The sequence below is a fragment of the Hyalangium sp. genome, assembly GCF_045802625.1.
Taxonomy (GTDB): Bacteria; Myxococcota; Myxococcia; order Myxococcales; family Myxococcaceae; genus Hyalangium.
In genome coordinates, this window is the sequence record NZ_JBJMQP010000039.1 from 142,725 (window position 1) to 165,574 (window position 22,850).

Consider the following 22,850-nt stretch of genomic DNA (forward strand, 5'->3'; position numbering starts at 1 on the left):
CCTTACCTACCCAAAGTTGCGTCCCCCAGGGGGACAGAGTGTCGAAAAGTCAGTGTGCGTGTGCCGCGATAAACAGGAGGATATCGACGGGTAGGGAGTTGATACCGATACCGATGGAGGCGTGAAGGGGGCTGCCCACCGAGATGCCGCCTCCCAGGTTGAGGTGTCCGTAGGGACCCAGGCACCACTTCACCCCCAGCTCGCCGCCCACGTTGCCGGAGTGGTTCTGGAAGGCCCCGCCGAACAGCAGGGTGGCGTAGGGGACGATCTCGGGCGTGAGGAAGTGCTGGTAGCCCACGGCGAGGTTGAGCTCGTTGGCCCGGTGAAAGCCGCCGACGAAGTGCAGGCCCAGATCAAGGCGGCGGGCCCAGAACACCATGGGCTGGAAGGTGTACGCGATGGCATAGGTGTTCTCCCCCGTGGGAGAGGGGCGCCACCACATGGTGAACTCGCGGTCCGGCTTGTCGATGGCGGGCTCTTCCCAGCGCAGTTGCCGCACCCGCTCCCAGTCTCCGGGCTGGCCGCGGGACTGGTACAGCTCCGCGAGGGCTCGGGTGGCATCCAGGCTCTCGGCCTCGTGGGCTTTTTGGAGGGCGGCCTCGGCACCCGCCAGCTCACCGCGCTCCAGCATGAGCTGGCCTTGGGCGGTGCAGTCATCGAGCACGCCCTTCTCACAGGAGCGAGCGAAGGCGTTCTCGGCCTGTTGCTTCTCGCCTTGCTGGAGGAGCTGCTGGCCCCACTCACTGCACGCGGAGGTGTCCCCCTGCTCGCAGTCAGCGCCCCGGCTGATGGAGGTGGTGGCACACGCGGCCGTCAGCAGCGGGAGCAGCACGGCGAGCCGCCGCACGCCCCATGAGGAACGGGGCGCGGCGCGAGTGCATGGAACCAGGTGGGGGGACACCATCGTCGTTCTCCAGGAGAGGCCTCCTGGAGGATACCGCATCCGCCGCGCTCCTCTGGACGCGCTAGGTCCGCTCGGCGCGGGCCTTGGAGACGGGGGTCTTGTTCCCCCGGTTACGAGCCCGCCTCTCGGCGCGGAAGGTCTCCACCAGCCCGAGGATGGCCAGCACCAGCAGCGCCGCGCCTCCGGCGGCGATGATGTAGTCCGGGATGCCCACCTTGCCGCAGTCGAGACAGGCCACGGAGGGCTCATCCGGCGAGTAGTGGATCGGCACCGTGGCTCCCACCGGGTAGTGGTGCACGTACTCGTTGGCGTCTTCCATATCTCCGGCGGTGACCCCCGCGCCGAAGGCGAGCGTCTCGGAGGTATAGGACTTGCCGCCCACCGAGTAGTCATAGCTGACGTGCGGCATGAAGCTGACCGAGCGGCGAGCCCGCTGCTTGTCCACGGACGAGCGGGTCACCTTGGCTTCGGCGGTCGGCCAGTGCTGGCTCGAGTAGGCGCGGTAGATCGCCCTGCCGCCTCCAAAGGCGAGCGCTCCGCCAAACACCAGCATCCCCAGCCCCAGCAGCAGGCTCTTCACCACGGCGAGACCTCGACGAGCCCTGCCCCGACGGCTCCGCAAGCAAGTGTCGCAGGATCGAGGCTGGGGCAGAGGAGCCTCGGCGCCCCGCAGTTAGCACACTCCAGCCCTGCCGCCACATGCCCCCGGATTCTGGGAGCCCCAACAACGGCCCAGCAGCGGAACACCCGGTTCCTGCGAGGGCCTGCTGGGGCATTCTGCCCCGAGAATCTGATGGACCGTGCTCGCGCTGCGGAGCCGGGCTCGCTAGCCTGGGGCCTCTCTTCTGGAGGGGGCCCGCATGCTCGTTGTCCCATCCGTCCTGGACGCAGTCACCGTCCATGCCGACGGAGCGCTCTGCACCCGTGTGGCCACGCTCTCGTCCGAGAACGGCCGGCTGCCCACGCAGGTGCGCATCAATGGTCTGCCGCTGGGGCTCACCACCGGCTCGCTGCGCGCGTCCATCCTTCAAGGGCCCTCGGGGCTCGCCGTCCGGGACATCCGCCCGAGCTTCGACGTGCAGCTGCCGCCCGAGCCGGACGTTCCCGTGGAGCAGCGCGCGCTCGAGGAGGCCCAGGAGTCGCTCGCGCGAATCACCACCCAGCTCCAGCGGGTGCAGCAGGAGCTCGACGCGCTCCAGCAGCTCACGCCCTCCTTCCCCAAGCCCAAGCTGGGAGAGCCCCCCCGCGAGGCCTCTCCCACCGCGGTCCTCGCCCTCGGCGGATTCGTCGACGAGGAGCTGGCGGCCCTCCACTCGCGGAGGCTGGATCTGGAGCGGCAGAAGCGCGACGCGCAGGCCGAGGTGGAGCTGCGCCAGCGGCGGCTGCAAGAGGGCTCGTCCTCGGTGCGCGGCCAGCGCGCGGTGCTGTACCGGGCCGCCCTCATCACCCTCTCGGAGCTGAGCGCCGTGGAGGGGCAGGCCCAGCTGGCGCTCGAGTACGCGGTGCGCGGGGCGCGCTGGGTGCCGGGGTACGAGCTGCGCATGCCTCGCTCGCTCGATGGAGGGACGCTGCGGATGCGGGCCTCCGTCGTCCAGCGCACCGGCGAGGACTGGAAGAACGTGAAGCTGTCGCTGTCCACCGCCGAGCTGAGCCGGCGCGCGGATGTGCCGGAGTTGAAGGCGCTGCGCATCGGCCGGCGTCAGCCTGCTCCGGCGCGCTCGGGCTGGCGTGAGCCGCCTCCCGGGTTGGATGAGCTCTTCGCGGGCTATGACGCCGCGGGCTCCATTCCCCGTCCGCCGCCCCCCTCCGTGCTCGCCAAGCCCATGCCCGGGCCTCGAGACCGGAGCATCACCACCGAGGTTCCGGCGAGCGGGGGCCTCCCCATGGGGCGAGAGGCCCGAGACAAAACCATCACCGGCGAAGTTCCAACGGGCCAGTACCCCGCCTTGGGGAGTGTTCAGGCCCAGCCGGTCCTGGCCGAGCCAAGCTACGGGCAGGCCGTGGCGCCGATGGCTGAGAGCGCGGACATGCCCATGCACGCCGCGCCCGCGAAGAAGAGGTCCGCCAGCTTCTCAGGGCCACCTGGCTCTCCCCCTCCGCCGCCTGCCGCCCCCGCATCGGCGGCTGCCCCCATGCGGTCCTCCATGCCCATGCCCAAGGGCGGCGGAGGCATGCTGCGAAGCCGAAGATCCGGCGCCCCTCGAAACGAGATGGCCAAGGAGCTGGCACGTTCCGACGAAGCTCCCGGGATGGACATGGATGAAGAGGCGGAGGGAGGGGCCCTGGATGGCTTCGGCGGAGCGGCGCCCATGGAGCCGGAGGCGCCCTCGGGAATCGAGCCCGGCGGCAACCTGCTGGACTATGACTCGCTGGAGCTGGGCTCCGCGAACCAGCCTGGCCAGCGCGGCAAGCTCCAGCCCCGTCCCGCCACGTTCTCGCAGGAGCTGATCGCGCTGACAGCGGTGCACGTGCAGGTAGACATCTTCGCCATGCTCGCCGTGAGCCAGCAGCGCCTGGACTCCGTCCAGTACCTCTCCCCGCCCACCTGGGCGGTGCCGCCGCGCCAGTCCACGCCGTACTTCGACTACCGCTACGACGTGGAGACGCGGATGGAGGTGCCCTCGGATGGCGCATGGCACACGGTGTCGGTGTTCTCGGCGCCGGTGGGCCTCACCGCCGAGTACCTCTGCGTGCCCTCCATGGAGCCGCAGGTGTTCCGCACGGTGAAGGTGGAGAACCGCACGCCGCACGCGCTGCTCGCCGGCCCGGTGGACGTGACGCTCGGGGACGAGTTCCTGATGACCTCTCCCCTGCCCACGCTGGCGCCCGGCGCCACGCAGCGGCTGGGGCTGGGCGTCGAGGAGTCCATCAAGGTGTCGCGCAACACGCGCTTCGATGAGGCCTCGGGCGGAGTGTTCGGCGGAGCCAACGTGCTCACGCACCGGGTCTCGGTGGAGGTGGCCAACCGGCTGGGCCGTCCCGTGACGGTGGAGGTGCGCGAGCGCGTGCCCGTGGCCCCCAAGGAGGAGAAGGACATCAAGGTGGAGGAGGCGGAGATCAAACCCGCCTGGCGTCCCCCGGAGCCGCTGCCCGGAGACACACCGGTGGACGGCGAGCGGGCGTGGCGGGTGACGGTGCAGCCGGGAGAGAAGCAGTCGCTGGATGCGACGTGGATCGTTCGAATTCCCTCGAGCAAGATGCTCCAGGGCGGAAACCGGAGGACGTAAGTGAGCACCACCGTCACACTCCCCGTCATCAAGGTCACCGTCCTGGAGGATCGCGCGCTCGTGGAGCGCCGAGGCGAAGTGACGCTCCCCGCGGGCCCCCAGCGGCTTCGCGTGGAGGGCCTGTCGCCGCTCGCGGTGGATCGCTCGCTCCAGGTGTCGCTCTCGGGAGGAAACATCGTCGGCGCGCGGGTGAGCCGCGCCTGGAAGGAGCAACCCAAGGAGGGCCTGCGCGAGCACCGCACGGAGCTCGGCCGCCGCGTCGAGTCGCTCGAGCAGGCGGTGCGGGTGGCCACCGGCGACGTGCTGCGCCTGGAGTCGAGGCTGAACGTGGCGATGGCCGCGCGGGCGGACGTGCTGCGCTCCATCTCGGAGCTGACGGGCGCGGGGAAGGCCACGCCGGACACCTGGCGCCAGCAGCTGGAGGCGGTGCGGGCGGAGGTGGGCTCCACGGAGGAGTCGCTTCGGCAGGCGCGCAAGCGCGAGGCCCTGACCCAGCAGCGGCTGGCGGAGGCTCGCAGCGCCCTGGTCCACGGTGAGCAGCCCGAGACGAAGCTCGTCACCTCGGCGGAGGTGGAGGTGAACCACCCGAGTGGAGGCGCGGTGACGGTGGGCGTGGCGTACCTGGTGCCCTGCGCGGTGTGGCGCCCCGCGTACCGGGCCACGCTGCGGCCCACGGAGGGCGGCGAGGCAGTGACGCTGGAGTGCGAGGCCGTGGTGTGGCAGCGCACGGAGGAGGACTGGAAGGAGGTGGAGATGGCCTTCTCCACGGCGCGGCCCACGCTGGGAGCCACTCCGCCACGGCTCGTGGAGGACCGGCTCTACCTGAGGGACAAGACGCAGCAGGAGAAGCACACGGTCGAGGTGTCCATCCGCGAGGAGGCCATCCAGACGACGGGCGAAGGCGGCGCGAAGCCCTCTGCGGACATGCCCGGCCTGGACGATGGCGGCGAGGCGCTGACGCTGAAGGCCTCTCACCGCGTCACCCTGCCCTCGGACGGCTCGCCGCACCGGGTGCCGCTGTTCCAGTTCACCGCGCCCGCCACCTCGGAGCTGGTGGGCACGCCGGAGCACTCGTCGCTGGTGCACCGGGTAGCGCGCTTCGAGAACAAGGGGCCGTCGGTGCTGCTGGCGGGCCCGGTGGATCTGGTGCGCACCAGCGGCTACGTGGGGCGGGCGCAGCTCAGCTTCGCGGGCGTAGGCGAGCGGGTGAAGCTGGGCTTCGGCAGCGAGGACGCGCTGCGCATTGCCCGGCAGGTGGAGACGAAGCTGGACACGAACCGGCTCACGGGCCGGAAGATTCGCACGCACTTCGTGAAGCTGTTCCTCTCCAACACGGGCAGCCGGCCGGAGCAGATCGCCATCGAGGAACGGATGCCCGTGTCCGAGGTGGAGGCGGTGGAGATCGAGCTGCTCAAGGACAAGGCGAAGCCGGCTCCGGCGAAGGTGAGCCAGGACGGCATCATCCGCTTCGAGCTGCCCGCCCCCGCGCGCTCCCAGCAAGAGCTGGCGTTTACGTACACGGTGTCCAGCTCGTCCAAGGTCGCCGGCCTCTGAGCGCGAGGCCGGCGGTCCCTATGCCCGCGCCCTGAGACGGCGGACCGTCACGCCGTCAGCAGCTTGTCCAGCGTGAGGGGCAGGTCGCGGATGCGCTTGCCCGTGGCGTGGTAGACGGCGTTGGCGACGGCGGCGGCCACTCCCGTGATACCGATCTCGCCGATGCCCTTCGCGCCGATCTCGTTCACGTAGGGATCGTTCTCGGGCACGAACAGGACGTCGATGTTCGGCACGTCCGGGTTCACCGGCACGTGGTACTCGGCCAGATCCTGCGTGATGAAGCGCCCGGTGCGCACATCCACCACGGACTTCTCCATCAGCGCCATGCCGATACCCATGATGATACCGCCCATCATCTGGCTCTCGGCCGTCTTGGCGTTCAGGATCGTCCCCGCCCCGAACGCGCCCACCCAGCGGCTCACGCGGACCGTGCCCAGCTCCGGATCCACCCGCACCTCGGCGAACTGCGCGCCGAACGAGTGCATCGAGTACTTGCCACTCTCCGGCCCAGGCTGGCCGGTCGCCTCCGCATCGAGCGACGGGAGCTTCTGGCGCTTCATCAGCGCCGCATAGCTCTCCCGCTTCCCGCCCGAGACGAGCTCGCCGCCCGCCACCTGCACCTGCTTCGGATCCGCACCGTGCAGCGGCGAGGCCGCATCCGCCACCGCGAGCGCGATGGCCTTGTCCCGCAGCGCCTGCGCCACGAGCTTCACCGCCGAGCCCACGCTGGACGCCGTCCACGAGCCTCCGGACACAGGCGTCTCGGGCATGTTGGTGTCGCCGAGATCAAACTGCACCTTGGCGGGCGGCAGCCCCAGCACATCCGCCGCGATCTGCGTCATCACCGTGTACGTGCCGGTGCCCAGGTCCTGCGAGCCGGCGAGCACCTTCACCGTGCCATCCGGCAGGAGCGAGGCCTTGGCGGACGCCTTCATGCGGCGAGCCGGGTACGTGGCGGTGGCCATGCCCCAGCCGATGAGGATGTTCCCGTCCTTCATCGAGCCCGGCTTGGGGTTGCGCTTGGCCCAGCCGAACTTCTCGGCGCCCGCGCGGTAGCACTCCTTGAGCGACTTGCTGCTCCAGGGGTTGCCGGACTCGGGATCCTTGTCCGCGTGGTTCTTCACCCGCAGCTCGATCGGATCCATGTTGAGCTTGTAGGCCAGCTCGTCCATGGCGGACTCGAGCGCGAAGGTGCCCGAGGACTCGCCGGGAGCGCGCGTGAACGTGGGCGTGCCCAGGGTCAGCTTCACCAGGCTGTGCGAGGTGATGATCTGCTCGCTCGCGTACAGCATGCGCGTCTGCATCGCGGACGGCTCGGCGAACTCGTCGAACGTGGAGGTGGGATTCATCACCTCGTGGCGGATGAGCAGCAGCTTGCCGTCCTTGCGGGCCTGGAGCTGCACGCGCTGCTCCGTCTCCGGCCGGTAGCCCACCGGGCCGAACATCTGGTCTCGCCGCAGCACCAGCTTCACCGGCCGGGACACGGCCTTGGCCGCCATGGCCGCCAGCACCGTGTGCGCCCACGTGGAGCCCTTGCAGCCGAAGCCACCGCCCACGAACTTGGTGATGACGCGCACGTTCGCCGGTGGAAGGCCGAGCAGCGCCGCCAGGCGTGCGCGCGTGCCGAACACCCCCTGGGTGGAGTCCCATACCGTGAGACGATCGCCCTCCCACATGGCCGTCGTGGCGTGCGGCTCCATGGGGTTATGGTGCTCGTAAGGAGTGGAGTACGTGGCATCCACCTCCGCGTCCGCCTTCTCCCCCGAGGCCTTGCCCTGCTCATGCGCCGCCGGCACCCACAGGATGGTCTGCGGCTTGTACGCCTGGGCCTTGGCCGCCTTGAAGTCCGCGTTGGGCTTGTCCGCCTGGTACTGCACCTTCACCAGCGCGGCGGCGTGGGTGGCGCGCTCGATCGTGTCCGCCACCACCAGCGCCACCGGCTGGTGCTGGTAGTCCACCCGCTTCGTCTGCAGCACGTGCACCACGCGATCCACCGGGCTCTGCTTCTTGCTGGGATCGGTGGCGAGCTGCGGAGGCTTCTCGGGAGACAGCACCGCGAGCACGCCCGGGGCCTTCTCCGCCTCCGCCGAGTCCACCTTCGTAATCGTCCCGTTGGCGATGGTGCTGGTCACCATCACCGCGTACGCCATCCCCTGCTGGGGGAACTCGGCGGAGTACTTCGCCGCGCCTGTCACCTTGAGGCGGCCATCCACCCGGTCCAGCGGCTTTCCCACTGACTTGTCCATGATGAGCTCCGCTCCGTTCAGGCCAGACCCGCAGCCATCGACAGCGCCCGCACCAGGGTGCGCCGCGCGAGTTCAACCTTGAATGTGTTCTCGCCCTGGGGCTTGGCCCCCTTCATCGCCGCGGCCGCCGCGGCCTTGAAGCGCACCTCGTCCGCCGGCTGGCCGATGAGGGCCTTCTCGGCCTCGTGCGAGCGCCACGGCTTGGTGGCCACGCCGCCCAACGCCACACGCGCGTCCTTGATGGTGTGCCCATCCAGCTCCAGCGCCACCGCCGCCGAGGTCAGCGCGAACGCGTACGAGGCCCTGTCGCGTACTTTCAGGTAGTGCGAGCGCGCCGCGAAGCGCGAGGCGGGCAACGTCACATGGGTGATGAGCTCGCCGGGCTGGAGCACCGTCTCCTTCTCGGGGTGCGAGCCGGGCACCAGGTGGAACTCCACGAACGGCACCTTGCGCTCACCCTTGGGCCCGGAGATGTGCACCGTGGCATCCAGCGCCGCCAGCGCCACGTTCATGTCCGAGGGGTTCACGGCGATGCACTTGTCACTGACGCCCAGCACCGCGTGCATGCGGGTGTAGCCACCAATGGCTCCGCAGCCAGAGCCGGGCTCGCGCTTGTTGCAGGGCTGGGAGATGTCTCGGAAGTAGGCACAGCGCGTGCGCTGCATGATGTTGCCGCCCACGGTGGCCATGTTGCGCAGCTGCGGCGAGGCTCCCGCCAACAGCGCCTCGGAGAGCACCGGGTAGCGCTCGCGCACGAGCGGGTGGTTGGCCAGATCGCTGTTGCGCACCAGCGCGCCGATGCGCAGCCCGCCCCCCTCCTCCTGGATCTCCGCGAGCGGCAGCCCGTTGATGTCCACGAGCGTCGCGGGGTTCTGCACGTACAGCTTCATCAGGTCCACCAGGTTGGTGCCTCCGCCAATGGGCACCGAGTCCGCGGGCCGCGCGGACAGCTTCTGGAGGGCTCCCTTCACATCCTGGGCCACGGTGTAGTCGATGGGTCTCATTGCCGTGCCTCCTCAGGCCTTCTTCCCGCGTCCGTCGCGAACGGCGGACACGATATGGGGGTAGGCGCCGCAGCGGCAGATGTTCCCGCACATGCCTTCGCGGATGTCCGCGTCGGTCTGCCCCCAGGGCTCGCTGGAGAAGCCCACGGCGCTCATGATCTGTCCCGGCGTGCAGTAGCCACACTGGAAGCCGTCATGCTCGAGGAAGGCCTGCTGCATCGGGTGGAGCTCGTCGCCATGGGCGAGCCCCTCGATGGTGGTGACCTTCTTGCCCTGCTGCATCACCGCGAGCGTGAGACAGGAGTTCACGCGGCGGCCGTCCACCAGCACGGTGCACGCGCCGCACTGGCCCATGTCACAGCCCTTCTTCGTTCCGGTGAGCGAGAGCTTCTCGCGGAGCGCATCGAGCAGCGTGACGCGCGGCTCCACCTCCAGGGCCACCTCCTTGCCGTTGACCTGGAGCTTGATGGGCACCGGGGCGACCGGCGGCCCCTCGAGGCCCGAGGCCTTCGACGCCGCCTGCGCGGTGCCGGGCTGGGCGAGCAGGCCGGTGGCGAGCAGGGCACCGCCAACTACCGCGGTGCCGACGAACTCGCGCCGGGTGGCCTTTCCATCTTCGAGGAAGCCAGGCGCGTCACTCGGTGCGCCATCATCATGGGGAGGCTGCTTCGGGTCGGACATGCGTACAAACCCTCCAAGGAGGCCATACCGGGGGGAGCAGCGTGGCATGGCCAGGCAGCGACAGCGCAGCGATTTACGACCTTAGTCGGCGGTCCCTGTCAAGTACAACACACCCGACGGGTAGGCCCGAGCGAGCTCACTGCTGGCAAGGGGCGTGCTCAATCGGGATGGGAGGCGTGAGCTGCTGTCCACGAGGGTCCTCCCGCCTCACCCGGAGAGAACGAGGCGCAGACGCGCACACCCACCCGTGAGTCGCGCGCCGTTGGATCTCCCGGCGCCAGGTTGGTGATGACCGCGGCGAAGGCGTCGTAGTACCAGGAGCCTCCCCGGAGGGCGACCTGCCCGAACTCCGGCGTCATCGACCGCGTGAGCTCGTAGGCGTTGCCGGCAATGTCATCCAAGCCAAAGGGGCTCGCCGAGATGGGGTGGGAGCCGACCATGTCCGGCCCGAAGGCCGCGGGCTCCCGGCCGTACGTCTCATCAATGGTGGCATCGTCCGGCTGCAATTCATTGCCGTGAGGGTAGCGGCGGCCATCCGCGCCCCGGGCGGCGTACTCCCACTCGCGCTCGTTGCACAGGCGCGCACCCGGCAGGCGCTTCGTCCGGTCCAGCCAGGAGAAGTAGTCCTCCAGATCCTCTGCGGAGACGCCGGAGAGCGGGAACCTTCGCCAGTCGGCCGTGCGGCGCCGGGTCCTCCCTGGGTAGAAGACCATGTCCTCCCCTTCCCTCGCCGTGCGGACATCCTCGTGCGAGTGATAGAAGGAGAAGACCCAGCCCACACCGGGTTGCCGCCGCAGCGAGACCGCCCCCCCATCTCCAAAGCGCGGCTCCTCGAGCAGGTGCCTCGCGGGCGCCTCCGGGGGCAGGGCGTTGAGGTAGACCAGCCAATCCCCGAACGTCACCTCCCGCTGGCCAATCAGGTAGCCCTGATCGATACAGAACCGGTGCAGTGGCGAGGTGTACTCGAACTTCCGCACCTGTTCGATCTCATCGCTGCCCAGCAGGAAACAACCCGGCGGAATGTAGACATAGCCCTCGGGCACCGCGGTGGGGAGCGTGAGGCTCACCGCCTTGCGAGCGCCATGCGAGAGGAGCAGCGGCAGCGTCACCGGCACCCGGCCCGGCTGCGAGACATGGAGCACATAGGAGCCCTCGGGAAGGCGCACATGGGCCAGGGGCGTGGAGCCCAGCGAATCCACCTCCGGAACGGGCTCCCGGTGGAACGTCCCCGCTCCCTGGATGTAGCGCTCGACCTGGAGGCGGGCGCCGGGGGGCTCCGTCACCAGCTCGAGCTCGGCGGGAGCCAGGGACTCTTGCAACCACTCCGCGCCCTCCTTCGAGGCGTCCACCTGCTGCTCCAGGCGCTGCATCCACTCATCTCGCTCGCGCCGCTGGAGGAAATACTCGGCGAGCAGGACATGCTCATGGGTGGTCTCGGCGAGGAGCCGGCGCGTGGCCGGGTAGAGGCGATCGCGATCCAGCGCCCTCTCGAGCTCTCGGGTGGCGCGAGCGTAGGCCGCCTCGGCCTGACCTCGCAGGGCCAGCGCCTCGGACCATGTCTGCTCGGCGGCATCATGGACGCGCTTGGATTGAGCCAGGGGCTTGAGGCCAGCGGACGCAGGCTCCTCCGGGGGATCGAACAGCCCCAGCGCCTCCTCGCGGCGCACACGGGCCTGCTGGGCGAACTTCCCGCCCGCGGCGAGCGCCTCCCGCGCCGTGCTGAGCTGAGCGGAGATGAAGCGCGTGTCCGCGAGGTATTCCTGCAGGCGAAGGCCGGCGTAGACCGCGGCGACGGCCAGTGCGAGCACGAGCACCGCGAGCCAGCGCCCCCAGCGCTGGCGCGTCACGGCGCGGCGGGAGGCCACGAGGAAGGCCCGCTCGTGCGGCCCCAGAAGAGAGGGCTCCAACGGCCGCGCCTCGTCCAACTGCCGCTGCCCCCAGAGGGCCTCCTGGGCACGCATCAGGCGCTCCCACTCGGCGCTGGCCTCCTCCACCCGCTTGCGCACCACACGAAGGCCAATGCCGTCATCCAGCCAGTCGCGCAGCGTGCCCCAGCTCTGGATCAGCGAGTCATGGGCGATCTCACAGCGCGGCTGGCCGCCCGCGGTGCGCGTGTGCAGGAGGCGGCCTTCGACGAGCGCCCGAAGGGCAGAGCGGGCGGCCCCATCCGAGGCGTCGACGAGCTCGTCTTCGCCGCGCTCGATACGCGTGTCCTCCCCCGTCACCAGTTGGAGCAGGAGGCGCCGCGCCGCCGCGCGCTCGCCGGGGCTCAGGCGCGAGAGCACCCCATCGGCATGCCGGGACAGCGCTCCGGCCACCCCGCCCATTCCGTCCAGCGCCTCCCGCGTGATGCGGCCTTGCGCTGGATCGCGCTGCTCCCACAGCTCGGCGAGCGCGAACTGGAGGAGCGGCAGGCTGCCCGCGCCGTGCGCCGTGGAGTCGACCAGCGTCTGGACGAGTTCGCTGGATTCGAAGGCCACCCCCTGGCTGCGCGCGGGACCGACGATGGCCTCGTGCACCCCTGCTGGCGACATGGGGCGGAGAATATAGAGCCCTCGCTCGGCCTCCTCCCCCAGGCCGGGCAGCGCACACAGGCGCGTCAGGAAGTCGCCGCGCGCCGCCAACAGCACGCGCACCCCCTCCGACGGCAGGGCGAGCTCCCCGAGGAGCCGAGCAAAGTGCGCGGCCTGGACTGGCTCGGAGAGGGTGAGGAGCTCCTCGAGCTGATCAATGAAAAGCAGCAGGCCCCGCCCTCGAGAGTGCGCCTCGCGAAGCGCCGGCCCCAGCCAGCCCGGTGTGTCCGCCAGCGCGGTGACGAGCTCCGCCTCCTTCCTATCCAGATAGGGCGCGAGCGAGGCCGCCAGCGCCTCGAGCGGCCGGTGGCCGGGCCACAGGGTGCTCGTGGCCCACTTCCGGCCATCGCCCAGTGCCCCCGTGGCCACCCGGGGCAGCACGCCGGCGCGGCACAGCGAGGACTTGCCGGCGCCAGAGTCCCCGGCCACGAGGACCAACGGCCGGGAGCGCACGCGCTCGAGCACGGCGCGGATGTCCGCGTCACGTCCAAAGAAGAGCGCCTGGTGCTCGGCCTCGAAGGGAGCAAGCCCCCGATAGGGATTGGGGACCGGCTGATCAATATCCCAGCGGCGCTTGAGGCGTTCCAGGACTTCACAGAGGGCCTCGGCCGAGGGGAAGCGATCCAGGGGATCGGCCTCGAGGCACCGCATGATGGCGGCGGCGAAGGCTGGATCCACATCCGGCCCGAGCTCGGCACGGGGGCGTGCCGCCTCCATCCGGCGGGACGGACGACGCGGCATCTCGCCCGTGCACAGCTCATGGAGGATGAGGCCCAGGGAATAGAGATCGCTTCGCGCGGTCGCCGGAGCGCTGCGCAGCAGCTCGGGCGCCATGTAGGGCACCGTACCGACGATGAGGGACGAGTTGGACTCCAGCTCCTTGCCTGCCTCGAAGCGCTCGGCCAGACCAAAGTCGAGCAGCTTCACCTCGCCCTCCGGGGTGACCAGGACGTTGGAGGGCTTGAGGTCGCGGTGAAGCACCCCCTGCCGATGCGCCGCCGCGAGCCCCCGAGCCAGTCCGACGCCCAGGGACAAGACCTGGAGCCACGGCAGCGGCGGGCGCAGCGCCGCCAGGCTCTTGCCGTCCACGTACTCCGAGACGATGTACGGGTGGCCGTCCACCTCGCCCACGCTGAACACGTTGACGATGTTCGCGTGCTGGACTTGCGCGAGCGCCCGGGCCTCGGTCGCGAAGTATTCTCGAACCCAGGGCTCAGGCTCGCTCGCGGCAATGAACTTCACCGCGACCCGGCGCTCCAGCTGGGTGTCTTGCGCCAGGTAGACAATGCCCATGCCGCCACGGCCAATGAGTCGATCCAGGCGGAAGTGGGCGACCACGTTGGGGGGGGTCCAGGAGAGCCCTGACGAGGACGAGGAGCTGAGCGGCCCGGGAGGCGTCTCCCCCTCTTCCTCCCCGTCCTCGATGCCCGCCGCGACCGTGACGAGCAGGGCCAGGCAGTCGTCGCACCCGGCGGCGTGCCGGTGAAACGCGGCGAGGTCCTGGTCCGATAAGAGCCCATCGAGGAGATCGGCGAAGCTCTCATCGGTCAGGCAACTGGAGATGAGGTGACGCATTGAGTCGGGGGGCTCCAGACTACCTACCGGGCAGACGCCATTCAATGGCACCTGTTGGAAGGCAGGTGAAACGCGTGGTAAAGAATTCGTAATGGAACTGCCTGAACTGGCCGCGATGTTTCTCGCGAATACGGGAGTGCGCTTCGCGCCGCCTACCCCCGCGGAGGTCATCGCGCTGGGAGAGCTGCTGCTGCGCGCCTGGAAAGACGCCCGCGCGCAGTGGCCGACCGTGGAGCTTCCTCTCAAGGATTTCGTGATTTACCTCGCCCGGCGGATACCCGAGCCGGGCTCCAACGAGCCCTTCACGCAATTGCTGGCCAAGCGCTCCCTGGGAGAGCTCTACCTCACCTGCGCGTGTCTCCAGGGCATGGCCTCCGCCCATGAAGCTTTCGAGCGCAACTACCTGGCCAAGCTGCCGGCGAAGCTCAAGCGCCTCAAGCAACCCGACGCGACAATCGAGGACGTCTGCCAGCTCACCCGCGTGAAGCTTCTGGTTCAAACCCCCGAGAGCGCGCCGAAGCTCGGCACATACACGGGGCGAGGGGCGCTGTTGAGCTGGGTGATCGTCACCGCCGGGCGCATCGCCACCAAGCTGCGCGCCGCCGACAAGTCCGGGCCCGATGACGACTGGAAAGCCGACATCCTCCAGGTGCCGGCCTCCGGCAACGGGGAGTGGGACTTCATTCAGCAGCGCTTCCACGCCGACTTCCGCCTGGCGGTGCGCGAAGCCTGCTCCACGCTCGGGGCCGAAGATCGCCACCTGCTCCGCCTCTACTTCGCCCACCGCCTTTCGACGTACCAACTGGCCCCTCTCTTTCGCGTCAATCAAGCGACCATCGTCCGTTGGTTGCAGAGTGCACGGCAGCATGTCTACGAGGAGACCCGGCGCTACCTGCAGGAGCGGCTGGGCCTCTCGACCCAAGACCTCGATAGCCACCTGGTCTACGTCAACAGCAAGCTGGACCTGAGCATCAGCCAGCTGCTCGGGGAGAAGAGCGTCGGGGCCTCCCCCATCACCACGCCCCCGCCCGTCGCCACCACTCCCCCTCCCATCGCCACCACTCCCCCTCCCATCCCTCCCAAGAACGGCTGACGAGAGGGAGTCCCCACGCAAGCCCTACGGGGCCTTGCTGGCGGAGGTAGGGGTGGCAGCGGCAGGGCCTTCCAGGTGGGGGTACGACCTGTTGCGCAGCAGCGGCGCCTCGGGGCTCACGTCCGCGTGCCTCACCATGCAGCGATCCCCCTCGCCCAGCTCGATCGCCGTGCCCGTCTGGAACCGATTGGGGCACTCCTGGAGGATCGTCGCCATCGCCCGGCCATCCCGGGTGCGTGCCAGACACGTGGCCCCGTCGGGCGCCCACGCCGCCTCGAACGCGCCCTTCTTCGGATCCCAATCCTCCGTGACTTCGGTGGCCGGCGGGATCACGCCCAGCCGATCGTACATGTCGATGATGGTGTCCTGGTGCGTGTGGTTGTGGCCATCTCCGCAATAGTCGGCACGCGCCATGCGGGTGCACGCCTGGTGGAGCTCGGCCAGCGACTGCCCGTTGTGGCTGGCCCAGGGCTTGTAGCCCCAGAGAGCGCACTTGGCGACGGCGCCGTTCTGGCAGGCGAAGGTGAGCTTGCCCGGGACATCATGGTGGGCCCCGCTGCCGTCCCACACTCCGCTCATCGCCAGGGCGCGGGGGTTGGGCGAGCGGTCCAGGGCGACGCAAGGGTTCTCCCACTCCTGAGCCATCGTGTTCCAAGCCTCGATACTATAGAGGACCATTCCCGTGTCCTCGGGGGAGGCCTCGGCGCCGCAGATGGCGACCTCCACGGGCTTGCCCTCGCTGTCAGCGCCCTGGAGCACGGTGCCGACAACGCCGCTGGCGGCAACCCCAGCCGCCGGGGCGGGAGAGGCCATCAGGTGCCCGCCCTCGAGCCGCAGGGCCTGCACCCCGGCCCCGGCCTGCCGCAGGGGCGAGAGCTCCGCTGAGACGAGCACGCTGCTGCGCTCCTCGGCCACCTTCTCCGTGTCCCAGCTCCGCTTGGTGCCCCAGAGCATCGTCCCCTGGGGCTTGGTCCAGCGGTGAGCGGCTTGGGACTGGCACCGCCGCGCGTAGCGCTCGGCGTCGGACACCGCGGCCGCGGGCTTGGAGAGGGCGGGCTTGTTGGGGGCTGAGGTCTCGGCGGCCACACTCACGGGCCCGGAGGCTGCGGGCTTCGCGGAGGCGGGGGTGGCGGCGCAGGCCAGCGAGGGGAACTGAAAGAACAGACAGGCAAATAAAAGCTTCTTCATCGAGTTCACGGCCATCCCTCGGGTGAGTTCAGTGGAGCAGGCCTGGTTCCTTGGCCCGCGACCTGAAGAGTCGGCGGCCTGAGGAATGATGCAGAGAATCCTCTGCGGGCTGGCTCCAGGGGTTCCTTCAGATGGGCCGAAAATAGATCTGCATCAGTTCCCGCCTCGCGGGCTCATTCCGATACGACCGGCTATCTGGCGACGGCGCAGGTGCACCACCCGGGCTTGCGCTTCTGGAGCGCTACGCGTCCGGGAGCGTGCGCTTCCAGAGCGCGGCGGCCTCGCCGACGATGCCTCGGCGGAACACCAGCACGCAGAACACGAAGATGCAGCCCATGATGACGGGGACCCACTCGCCCAGCCCGGCGAAGTAGTCCTCGATCATCACCACCAGGAACGAGCCCGTCAGCGGCCCCAGGACCGTCCCCATTCCCCCCAGCAGCGTCATCAGCACCACCTCACCGGACATGTGCCACTGCACGTCGGTGAGGGACTCGAGCTGGAACACCAGGGCCTTGGTCGAGCCCGCCAGCCCCGACAGCGCGGCGGACAGGACGAACGCCAGCAGCTTGTAGCGGTTGACGTCGTAGCCCAGCGAGATGGCCCGAGGCTCGTTCTCCTTGATGGCGCGCAGCACCTGCCCGAAGGGCGAGTGGATGGTCCGGTGGATGAGCAGGAAGCCCAGCAAGAAGATGCCCAGCACCGTGTAATACATGCCGAAGCGCGAGTTGAGATCCACCACTCCGAAGAGCGTGCCCCGAGGGATTCCCTGGATGCCGTCCTCCCCGTGGGTGAAGGGCAACTGCACCGCGGCGAAGTAGACCAGCTGCGAGAGCGCCAGGGTGATCATCGCGAAGTAGATGCCCTGGCGGCGGATGGCCAGCGCGCCGAAGGCGAAGCCCAGCAGCGCCGCGAACCCCGTGCCCGCGAGGATTCCCACCGCCGGAGGCATCCCCAGCTCCTTGACGAGGTGGCCGGTGATGTACCCCGCCGAGCCCAGGAACGCCGCGTGGCCGAACGACAGCAGGCCCGCGTAGCCCAGCAGCAGGTTGAAGGCGCTGGCGAACAGCGCGAAGCACATCACCTTCATCCAGAGGACGGCATCCTCCACGAAGAAGGGCAGCACCAGCGCCAGGCCCAGCAGGACCGCATATCCCCACCGTTGTCTCGTCACGCCCTATGCCTCCTTGCCGAACAGCCCGGCGGGCCGCACCAGCAGCACCAGCGCCATGATGAGGAAGATGACCGCGTTGGAGGCCTCTGGATAGAAGGCCTTGGTGAGCCCCTGGAGCAGGCCCAGCGCCAGCCCCGTCACGATGGAGCCCATGATGGAGCCCATCCCGCCAATCACCACCACGGCGAACACGACGATGATGAGGCTGGAGCCCATCATCGAGCTCACCTGGTAGATGGGGGCCGCGAGCACTCCAGCCAGCGCCGCCATGCCGACGCCATAGGCATACGTCAGCGTCACCAGCAGCGGGACATTCACCCCGAAGGCCTGCAGCAGCCGAGCGTTCTCCGTGCCCGCGCGCAGGTACGCGCCCAGCTTCGTCTTCTCGATGAGGAACCAGGTGGCGAAGCACACGGCCAGCGCCACGACGATGACCCAGGCCCGGTAGTTGGGCAGGAACATGAAGCCCAGGTTGCGGCCTCCCGCCAGCCCGGAGGGGACGCTGTACTGCTGCCCCGACACGCCGTACAGGTGGCGGAAGGTGCCCTCGAAGATGAGCGCCAGCCCGAACGTGAGCAGCAGCCCGTAGAGCGGATCCAGCTTGTACAGGCGCGACAGCAGCAGGCGCTCGACGAGCACCCCCACCGCGCCCACCACCAGCGGCGCCACCAGCAGCGCGGCCCAGTAGTTGATGCCCAGGTACGTCAGCCCCAGCCACGCCACGAAGGCGCCCAGCATGTACTGCGCGCCGTGGGCGAAGTTCACGATGTTGAGCAGGCCGAAGATGATGGCCAGCCCCAGGCTGAGGATGGCGTAGAACGCCCCGTTGATCAGCCCGAGCAACAACTGCCCCAGCAGCACCTGGGATGACATGGCAAGGACCTCGAGAGCAGGGGGAGCACACCCGCGGCGCACCCAAGCGGTGGGCCCGCCGCGGGCAGCCTCCGGAGCCTGACTACTTCTTCACCAGCGGGCACTCGCTCGCGGACAGCGGCTTGGCGGCCTGATCGCCGGGGATGGTCTGCTTCACCGTGTAGTAGTCCCAGGGCTTCTTGGACTCGGAGGGCTTCTTCACCTGGAACAGGTACATGTCATGCGTCAGGCGGCCATCGTCGCGGAGCTTGCCGTTGCGGATGACGGGATCGTTGATGGTGATGGACTTCAGGTACTGGATGACGGCGGCCGAGTCATCCGTGCCAGTGGCCTCCACGGCCTTCAGGTAGTTGTAGATGGACGAGTACACGCCGGCTTGGACCATGGTCGGCTCCTTCTTCTGCTTGTCGAAGAAGCCCTTGGACCAGGCGCGCGACTTGTCGTCGAGATCCCAGTAGAAGCCCTCGGTGAGGTACATGCCCTGGGTGGTGTCCAGGCCCAGGCTGTTGATGTCGGAGATGAACACCAGCAGGCCGGCCAGCTTCATGCCCGAGTCAGTGAGGCCGAACTCCTTGGCCTGCTTCACCGAGTTGATGAGATCTCCGCCAGCGTTGGCCAGACCCAGGATCTTCGCCTTGGAGGACTGGGCCTGCAGCAGGTACGAGGAGAAGTCCGAGGTGTTCAGCGGGTGCCGCGACACGCCCAGCACCTTGCCGCCCTTGGCCTTGATGATGGTGGTGGTGTCCGCCTCCAGGGACTGGCCGAAGGCATAGTCGGCGGTGAGGAAGTACCAGCTGTCGCCGCCCTCCTTCAGCACGGCCGAGCCGGTGCCCGTGGCGAGCGCATAGGTGTCATACATCCAGTGGATGCCGGTGGGAGAGCAGCTCTTGCCGGTCAGCGCCGTGGAGCCCGCGCCGCTGACGACGACAACCTTGTTCATGCTCTTGCCCAGCTCCTGCACGGCGAGCGCCGTGGCGGAGTTGGTGAGATCGAAGATGCCGTCCACCTTCTCCACCTCGAACCAGGTGCGCGCCTTGCTGGAGGCCACGTCCGCCTTGTTCTGGTGGTCCGCGGAGACCAGCTCCACCTTCTTGCCGAGCAGCTTGCCCGTGCCGCCGGTGGCCTCGTCGATGGCCATCTGCGCGGCGACCACGGAGCCCTGGCCGGCCAGGTCCGAGTAGAGACCGGACATGTCGGTGAGCACGCCCACCTTGATGACGTCATCGGAGATCTTCACCGTCTTGGCGGCGGCCGGCGGAGTGGCGGCCGGGGCGGGCGCCGGAGCCGGCTTGGCGGCCGGTGCAGGCGTCGGGGCCGGCTTCGGGGGAGGAGCAGCCAGGGCGCTCCCGGCAAGCAGGGACAGCACGGCTCCGGACAGGATTGCGGGGGGACACTTCAGTTTCATGGGGCGGCTCCTCATGGGAACGGGGAAAGGGGTTGGGGCGGCTCCAGCGCGAGCACCCTAGACGCCAAGCTGCTGGTGGAGCGAGTCCATCTTGGAGGACAGCTCGTCCTTGCGGATCATCTCGCTGATGTGGCCGTGGGCCATGACGTAGTGCCGATCGGCCAGCGGCGCGGCGAACTGGAAGTTCTGCTCCACCAGGACGATGGTGTAGCCACGCTCCTTGAGCTGGGCGATGACCCGGCCGAGCAGCTGGACGATGACGGGCGCCAGGCCTTCCGTAATCTCATCCAGCAGGAGGATCTGCGCCCCCGTCAGCAGGATGCGCGCGAGCGCCAGCATCTGCTGCTCGCCGCCCGAGAGGCGGGTCCCCTGGCTCTTCCTGCGCTCCAGCAGGTTGGGGAACATCTTGTAGACCTCGTCCACCGTCATCCCTCCGCTGCGCACCTTGGGCAGCAGCAGCAGGTTCTCCTCGACGCTGAGGCTGGCGAAGATGCCGCGCTCCTCGGGGCAGTAGCCCACGCCCAGGTGGGCCACCTTGTGCGGAGCCATGCCAATCACTTCGCGCCCATTCACCGAGATGGAGCCGGTGCGCTTGCCCACCAACCCCATGATGGCCTTCAAGGTGGTGGTGCGCCCCGAGCCGTTGCGCCCCAGCAGCGTCACCAGCTCGCCGCGGTTCACGGCCATGTCCACGCCATGGAGGACATGAGACTCCCCATAGAAGGCGTGGAGGTTGGAGATGCGGAGGATCTCGGAGGGCAGGGAATCAGGTGGCAACGGTGGCTCCCAAGTAGGCTTCCCGGACCTGGGGATTCTGGGAGACCTCTTCGTAGGTCCCCTCGGCCAGGATGCTCCCGCGCTGGAGCACGGTGATGGTATGGCACAAGCGGGACACCACGCTCAGGTTGTGCTCCACCATGAGGATGGTGCGCTGGGCGGACACGCGCTGGATGAGCGAGGTGACCAGGGCGATGTCCTCGGCCCCCATGCCGGAGGTGGGCTCGTCCAGCAGCATGAGCTCCGGCTCCAGGGCCAGGGTGGTGGCCAGCTCGAGCGTGCGCTTGCGCCCGTAGGGCAGCTCCACCGCGAGGGTGTTGGCGAAGGAGCGCAGCCCCACCTCCTCCATCAGCGCGAAGGCGCGCTCATTCAGGCTCTGGAGCGTGCGCTCGGTGCGCCAGAAGTGGAAGGAGCTCCCCAGCTTGCGCTGGAGCGCCACGCGGATGTTCTCGAGCACCGTCATATGCGGGAACACCGCGGAGATCTGGAATGAGCGCACCATGCCGCGCCGTGCCACGGCCGCGGGCTTCACCGAGGTGATGTCCTCGCCCTTGTAGAGGATGCGGCCCCGGGTGGGCTGCAGGAACTTGGTCAGGAGGTTGAAGCACGTCGTCTTGCCCGCGCCATTGGGGCCAATGAGCGCGTGGATCGTCCCCCGCCGGACGCGGAGGTTGACGCCATTGACCGCGACAAAGCCCTTGAATTCACGGGTGAGATCTCGGGTCTCGAGGACGAAGTCATTGCTCACGGAGTGGCTCCCGCATCGTGGCGGCCCCCTCGCTGCCGTGCGACCGCGCGCGCAAGGTACTCGCATACCTGGGAGGTGGGCAATATGAACGCTGATTCATTTCTCAATACCCCCGGCTGCCACTATAAGGCGCGCCGGAGGGTAATACTCATGGTCACGACTCGGCAGGTCATATGGATCGCAGCAAGTCTCTGTTTCGGTAGCGCCGCTCTGGCGCAGGGCAATGACGCTTCCCCCAAGGTCGCGCAGGAGAAGGGCACGCCTCCTCCGCCCGCCTCACCGCAGGCGACGGAAGGCGCTCCGACCGCCCCGCCCGCTCCGCCGGCCCCACCCGCTCCGCCGGCCCCTCCGGCTCCTCCCGCGCCTCCGGCCCCGCCAGCGCCGCCGGCTCCGGATGCGAACCGTCAGCGCGGCATCGAGTTCGCCTCGCTCCGAATTCTCCGGGACAAGCAGCTCATCACCGAGGCGGAGTACCAGGCAGCGCTGCGCGATCTGGGCGAGCCGCTGGGCTCGCGAGCGAGCGATGCCAGCGCCTTCGTCTTCGGAAAGTGGTCGACGACGCTGTACGGCTTCGCTGAGGCCGACTTCATGCACAACTCGACCCAGGGCTTCAACGACTTCGCGGGCAACCAACAAGTCCCTCGCCCTGGAACCTTCGCGGCGAGTCACGGGCGCACCACGTTCACGGCGCGCGACTCACGCCTGGGCGTGCGCGTGAAGACGCCTTCGCCGGAGGGCATGTCGTTCACCGCGAACCTGGAGGGAGACTTCCTCGGCTCGGAGCCGGGCATCTACCAGAACACGGGCGGCACGGCGCCCACGCCGGGGTCGACCAACTCCGAGGCGAGCTACTTCGGCAACCCCACCTTCCGCATTCGCCACGCCTTCTTCAAGGCCGAGACGCCGATCGCCGATTTCACGGTGGGGCAGACGTGGAACCTGCTGGGATGGCAGGCCAGCTACGTGCCCGCCATCGTCCAGTGGCCCGGCGTGGTGGGCGAGCTGTACGGGCGCTCGGTCCAGGCGCGCGTCGGCAAGGTGATCAAGACGGACTCGCTCTCGCTCGAATTGGCCGTCGCGGCGATGCGCCCCACGCAGCGTGACTCCGGTGTTCCGAACGGTGAGGCGGGCCTGCGCGCGGCCCTCACGAAGTGGACGGGCGTCCACACGTCCTTCTTGACGTCGACTGCGATTCAGCCGCTGTCCGTGGCCGTCACGGGCGATGTGCGCTCCTTCAAGGTTCCGGAGTTCTCGGCGGATCCGCACAGCGTCAACAGCGCCACGGGCGGCGGCTTCGCGGTGGACGCCTTCATCCCCATCATCCCGGGGACGAAGGAGAAGAAGGACAACGCGCTGGCGCTCACCACGGAGTTCGTGCACGGCTCCGGCATCGCGGACCAGTACACGGCCATGGCGAACGGCATCTCCAACCCGGCCCTGCCTCCGCCGGCCGCGGGCGGGGCTTCTCCGGCGTTCCCGGCGCACATTGATCCGGGGCTGGCCGTCTACGACGCGGACGGCGCGCTGCACCTGGTGAAGACGCAGAGCTGGTTCCTGAGCGGCGAGTACTACCCGCCCGGCCTGGAGGGCAAGCTGGGCCTGTTCGCCGGCTTCTACCGGCTGGATGTGAAGAACCTGGGGGACTTCGCCACCAACCCCGCCGCCGCACGCAACCATGTGACGATGGCCGAGGGTGGCGCGTTCGTGGATGCCACCCAGGCGATCCGGATCGGCGTGGACTACGCGCAGATCCGGGACACGTACCAGGATGGCACCGTGGCCAAGAACTGGGCGCTGCAGAGCAGCATGTTCCTCTTCTTCTAGAGAG

The 22,850-nt window shown here is 68.9% G+C and carries 16 protein-coding genes; 4 read left to right on the top strand and 12 right to left on the bottom strand.

Annotation, left to right across the window (positions count from 1 at the left end):
* Positions 1-49: 49 nt before the first annotated feature.
* Both ACJ8AT_RS06750 and ACJ8AT_RS06755 read right to left on the bottom strand, forming a co-directional pair.
* Entirely contained in the window at positions 50-847 is a 798-nt protein-coding gene (locus ACJ8AT_RS06750; protein WP_407736792.1) for a tetratricopeptide repeat protein, read from the bottom strand.
* A gap of 118 nt (positions 848-965) precedes the next feature.
* Complete coding sequence (locus tag ACJ8AT_RS06755; protein WP_407736793.1) at positions 966-1,487, bottom strand: DUF3592 domain-containing protein; 522 nt, start codon at positions 1,485-1,487, stop codon at positions 966-968.
* A 277-nt stretch (positions 1,488-1,764) separates the two neighbouring features.
* Between ACJ8AT_RS06755 and ACJ8AT_RS06760 the strand changes: the two genes are divergently transcribed.
* Both ACJ8AT_RS06760 and ACJ8AT_RS06765 read left to right on the top strand, forming a co-directional pair.
* Positions 1,765-4,131, top strand: a complete 2,367-nt coding sequence (locus ACJ8AT_RS06760) for a DUF4139 domain-containing protein (protein ID WP_407736794.1) — start codon at positions 1,765-1,767, stop codon at positions 4,129-4,131.
* Entirely contained in the window at positions 4,132-5,685 is a 1,554-nt protein-coding gene (locus tag ACJ8AT_RS06765) for a mucoidy inhibitor MuiA family protein (protein ID WP_407736795.1), read from the top strand.
* Between the two features lie 47 nt (positions 5,686-5,732).
* Here ACJ8AT_RS06765 and ACJ8AT_RS06770 read toward each other — a convergent pair whose 3' ends face one another.
* The 4 genes from ACJ8AT_RS06770 to ACJ8AT_RS06785 form a co-directional block, all read right to left on the bottom strand.
* On the bottom strand, positions 5,733-7,931 hold the full coding sequence (locus ACJ8AT_RS06770) for a xanthine dehydrogenase family protein molybdopterin-binding subunit (RefSeq protein ID WP_407736796.1): 2,199 nt from the start codon (positions 7,929-7,931) through the stop codon (positions 5,733-5,735).
* Positions 7,932-7,948: 17 nt separating this feature from the next.
* Complete coding sequence (locus ACJ8AT_RS06775; protein ID WP_407736797.1) at positions 7,949-8,935, bottom strand: FAD binding domain-containing protein; 987 nt, start codon at positions 8,933-8,935, stop codon at positions 7,949-7,951.
* A gap of 12 nt (positions 8,936-8,947) precedes the next feature.
* The gene (locus ACJ8AT_RS06780; RefSeq protein ID WP_407736798.1) at positions 8,948-9,616 is read right to left on the bottom strand and encodes a (2Fe-2S)-binding protein; all 669 of its coding nucleotides are present in this window, start codon (positions 9,614-9,616) and stop codon (positions 8,948-8,950) included.
* Between the two features lie 158 nt (positions 9,617-9,774).
* Positions 9,775-13,764 carry a protein kinase domain-containing protein gene (locus ACJ8AT_RS06785; RefSeq protein WP_407736799.1) on the bottom strand — a complete coding sequence of 1,330 codons (3,990 nt, stop codon included), beginning with the start codon at positions 13,762-13,764 and terminating at the stop codon, positions 9,775-9,777.
* Positions 13,765-13,879: 115 nt separating this feature from the next.
* Here ACJ8AT_RS06785 and ACJ8AT_RS06790 point away from each other — a divergent pair, with 115 nt between their 5' ends.
* On the top strand, positions 13,880-14,857 hold the full coding sequence (locus ACJ8AT_RS06790) for an RNA polymerase subunit sigma-70 (protein WP_407736800.1): 978 nt from the start codon (positions 13,880-13,882) through the stop codon (positions 14,855-14,857).
* A 24-nt stretch (positions 14,858-14,881) separates the two neighbouring features.
* On the opposite strand, the gene ACJ8AT_RS06795 is transcribed toward ACJ8AT_RS06790, so the two are convergent.
* The 6 genes from ACJ8AT_RS06795 to ACJ8AT_RS06820 all read right to left on the bottom strand — a co-directional run bounded on the left by ACJ8AT_RS06795 (position 14,882) and on the right by ACJ8AT_RS06820 (position 21,022).
* A complete protein-coding gene (locus ACJ8AT_RS06795) occupies positions 14,882-16,060 on the bottom strand; it encodes an ADYC domain-containing protein (RefSeq protein ID WP_407736801.1) in 1,179 nt (392 codons plus the stop codon).
* A gap of 226 nt (positions 16,061-16,286) precedes the next feature.
* Positions 16,287-17,219, bottom strand: coding sequence for a branched-chain amino acid ABC transporter permease (locus tag ACJ8AT_RS06800; RefSeq protein ID WP_407736802.1), 933 nt, complete (start codon positions 17,217-17,219; stop codon positions 16,287-16,289).
* A 3-nt stretch (positions 17,220-17,222) separates the two neighbouring features.
* The gene (locus ACJ8AT_RS06805; RefSeq protein WP_407736803.1) at positions 17,223-18,092 is read right to left on the bottom strand and encodes a branched-chain amino acid ABC transporter permease; all 870 of its coding nucleotides are present in this window, start codon (positions 18,090-18,092) and stop codon (positions 17,223-17,225) included.
* Positions 18,093-18,174: 82 nt separating this feature from the next.
* Entirely contained in the window at positions 18,175-19,497 is a 1,323-nt protein-coding gene (locus ACJ8AT_RS06810) for an ABC transporter substrate-binding protein (RefSeq protein ID WP_407736804.1), read from the bottom strand.
* A 57-nt stretch (positions 19,498-19,554) separates the two neighbouring features.
* Positions 19,555-20,274 carry an ABC transporter ATP-binding protein gene (locus ACJ8AT_RS06815; RefSeq protein ID WP_407736805.1) on the bottom strand — a complete coding sequence of 240 codons (720 nt, stop codon included), beginning with the start codon at positions 20,272-20,274 and terminating at the stop codon, positions 19,555-19,557.
* A complete protein-coding gene (locus tag ACJ8AT_RS06820) occupies positions 20,264-21,022 on the bottom strand; it encodes an ABC transporter ATP-binding protein (RefSeq protein ID WP_407736806.1) in 759 nt (252 codons plus the stop codon). The genes ACJ8AT_RS06815 and ACJ8AT_RS06820 overlap by 11 nt, the downstream gene beginning before the upstream one ends.
* A gap of 150 nt (positions 21,023-21,172) precedes the next feature.
* On the opposite strand from ACJ8AT_RS06820, the gene ACJ8AT_RS06825 reads away from it, so the two are divergent.
* Positions 21,173-22,846 carry a hypothetical protein gene (locus ACJ8AT_RS06825; RefSeq protein ID WP_407736807.1) on the top strand — a complete coding sequence of 558 codons (1,674 nt, stop codon included), beginning with the start codon at positions 21,173-21,175 and terminating at the stop codon, positions 22,844-22,846.
* Positions 22,847-22,850: the final 4 nt, after the last annotated feature.

Coding starts and splice junctions, on each gene's coding strand:
- ACJ8AT_RS06760 (WP_407736794.1), top strand. CDS start 1,765: ATGCTCGTTGTCCCATCCGTCCTGGACGCAGTCACCGTCCATGCCGAC.
- ACJ8AT_RS06770 (WP_407736796.1), bottom strand. CDS start 7,931: ATGGACAAGTCAGTGGGAAAGCCGCTGGACCGGGTGGATGGCCGCCTC.
- ACJ8AT_RS06775 (WP_407736797.1), bottom strand. CDS start 8,935: ATGAGACCCATCGACTACACCGTGGCCCAGGATGTGAAGGGAGCCCTC.
- ACJ8AT_RS06780 (WP_407736798.1), bottom strand. CDS start 9,616: ATGTCCGACCCGAAGCAGCCTCCCCATGATGATGGCGCACCGAGTGAC.
- ACJ8AT_RS06785 (WP_407736799.1), bottom strand. CDS start 13,764: ATGCGTCACCTCATCTCCAGTTGCCTGACCGATGAGAGCTTCGCCGAT.
- ACJ8AT_RS06790 (WP_407736800.1), top strand. CDS start 13,880: ATGTTTCTCGCGAATACGGGAGTGCGCTTCGCGCCGCCTACCCCCGCG.
- ACJ8AT_RS06795 (WP_407736801.1), bottom strand. CDS start 16,060: ATGGCCGTGAACTCGATGAAGAAGCTTTTATTTGCCTGTCTGTTCTTT.
- ACJ8AT_RS06805 (WP_407736803.1), bottom strand. CDS start 18,092: ATGTCATCCCAGGTGCTGCTGGGGCAGTTGTTGCTCGGGCTGATCAAC.
- ACJ8AT_RS06810 (WP_407736804.1), bottom strand. CDS start 19,497: ATGAAACTGAAGTGTCCCCCCGCAATCCTGTCCGGAGCCGTGCTGTCC.
- ACJ8AT_RS06825 (WP_407736807.1), top strand. CDS start 21,173: ATGGTCACGACTCGGCAGGTCATATGGATCGCAGCAAGTCTCTGTTTC.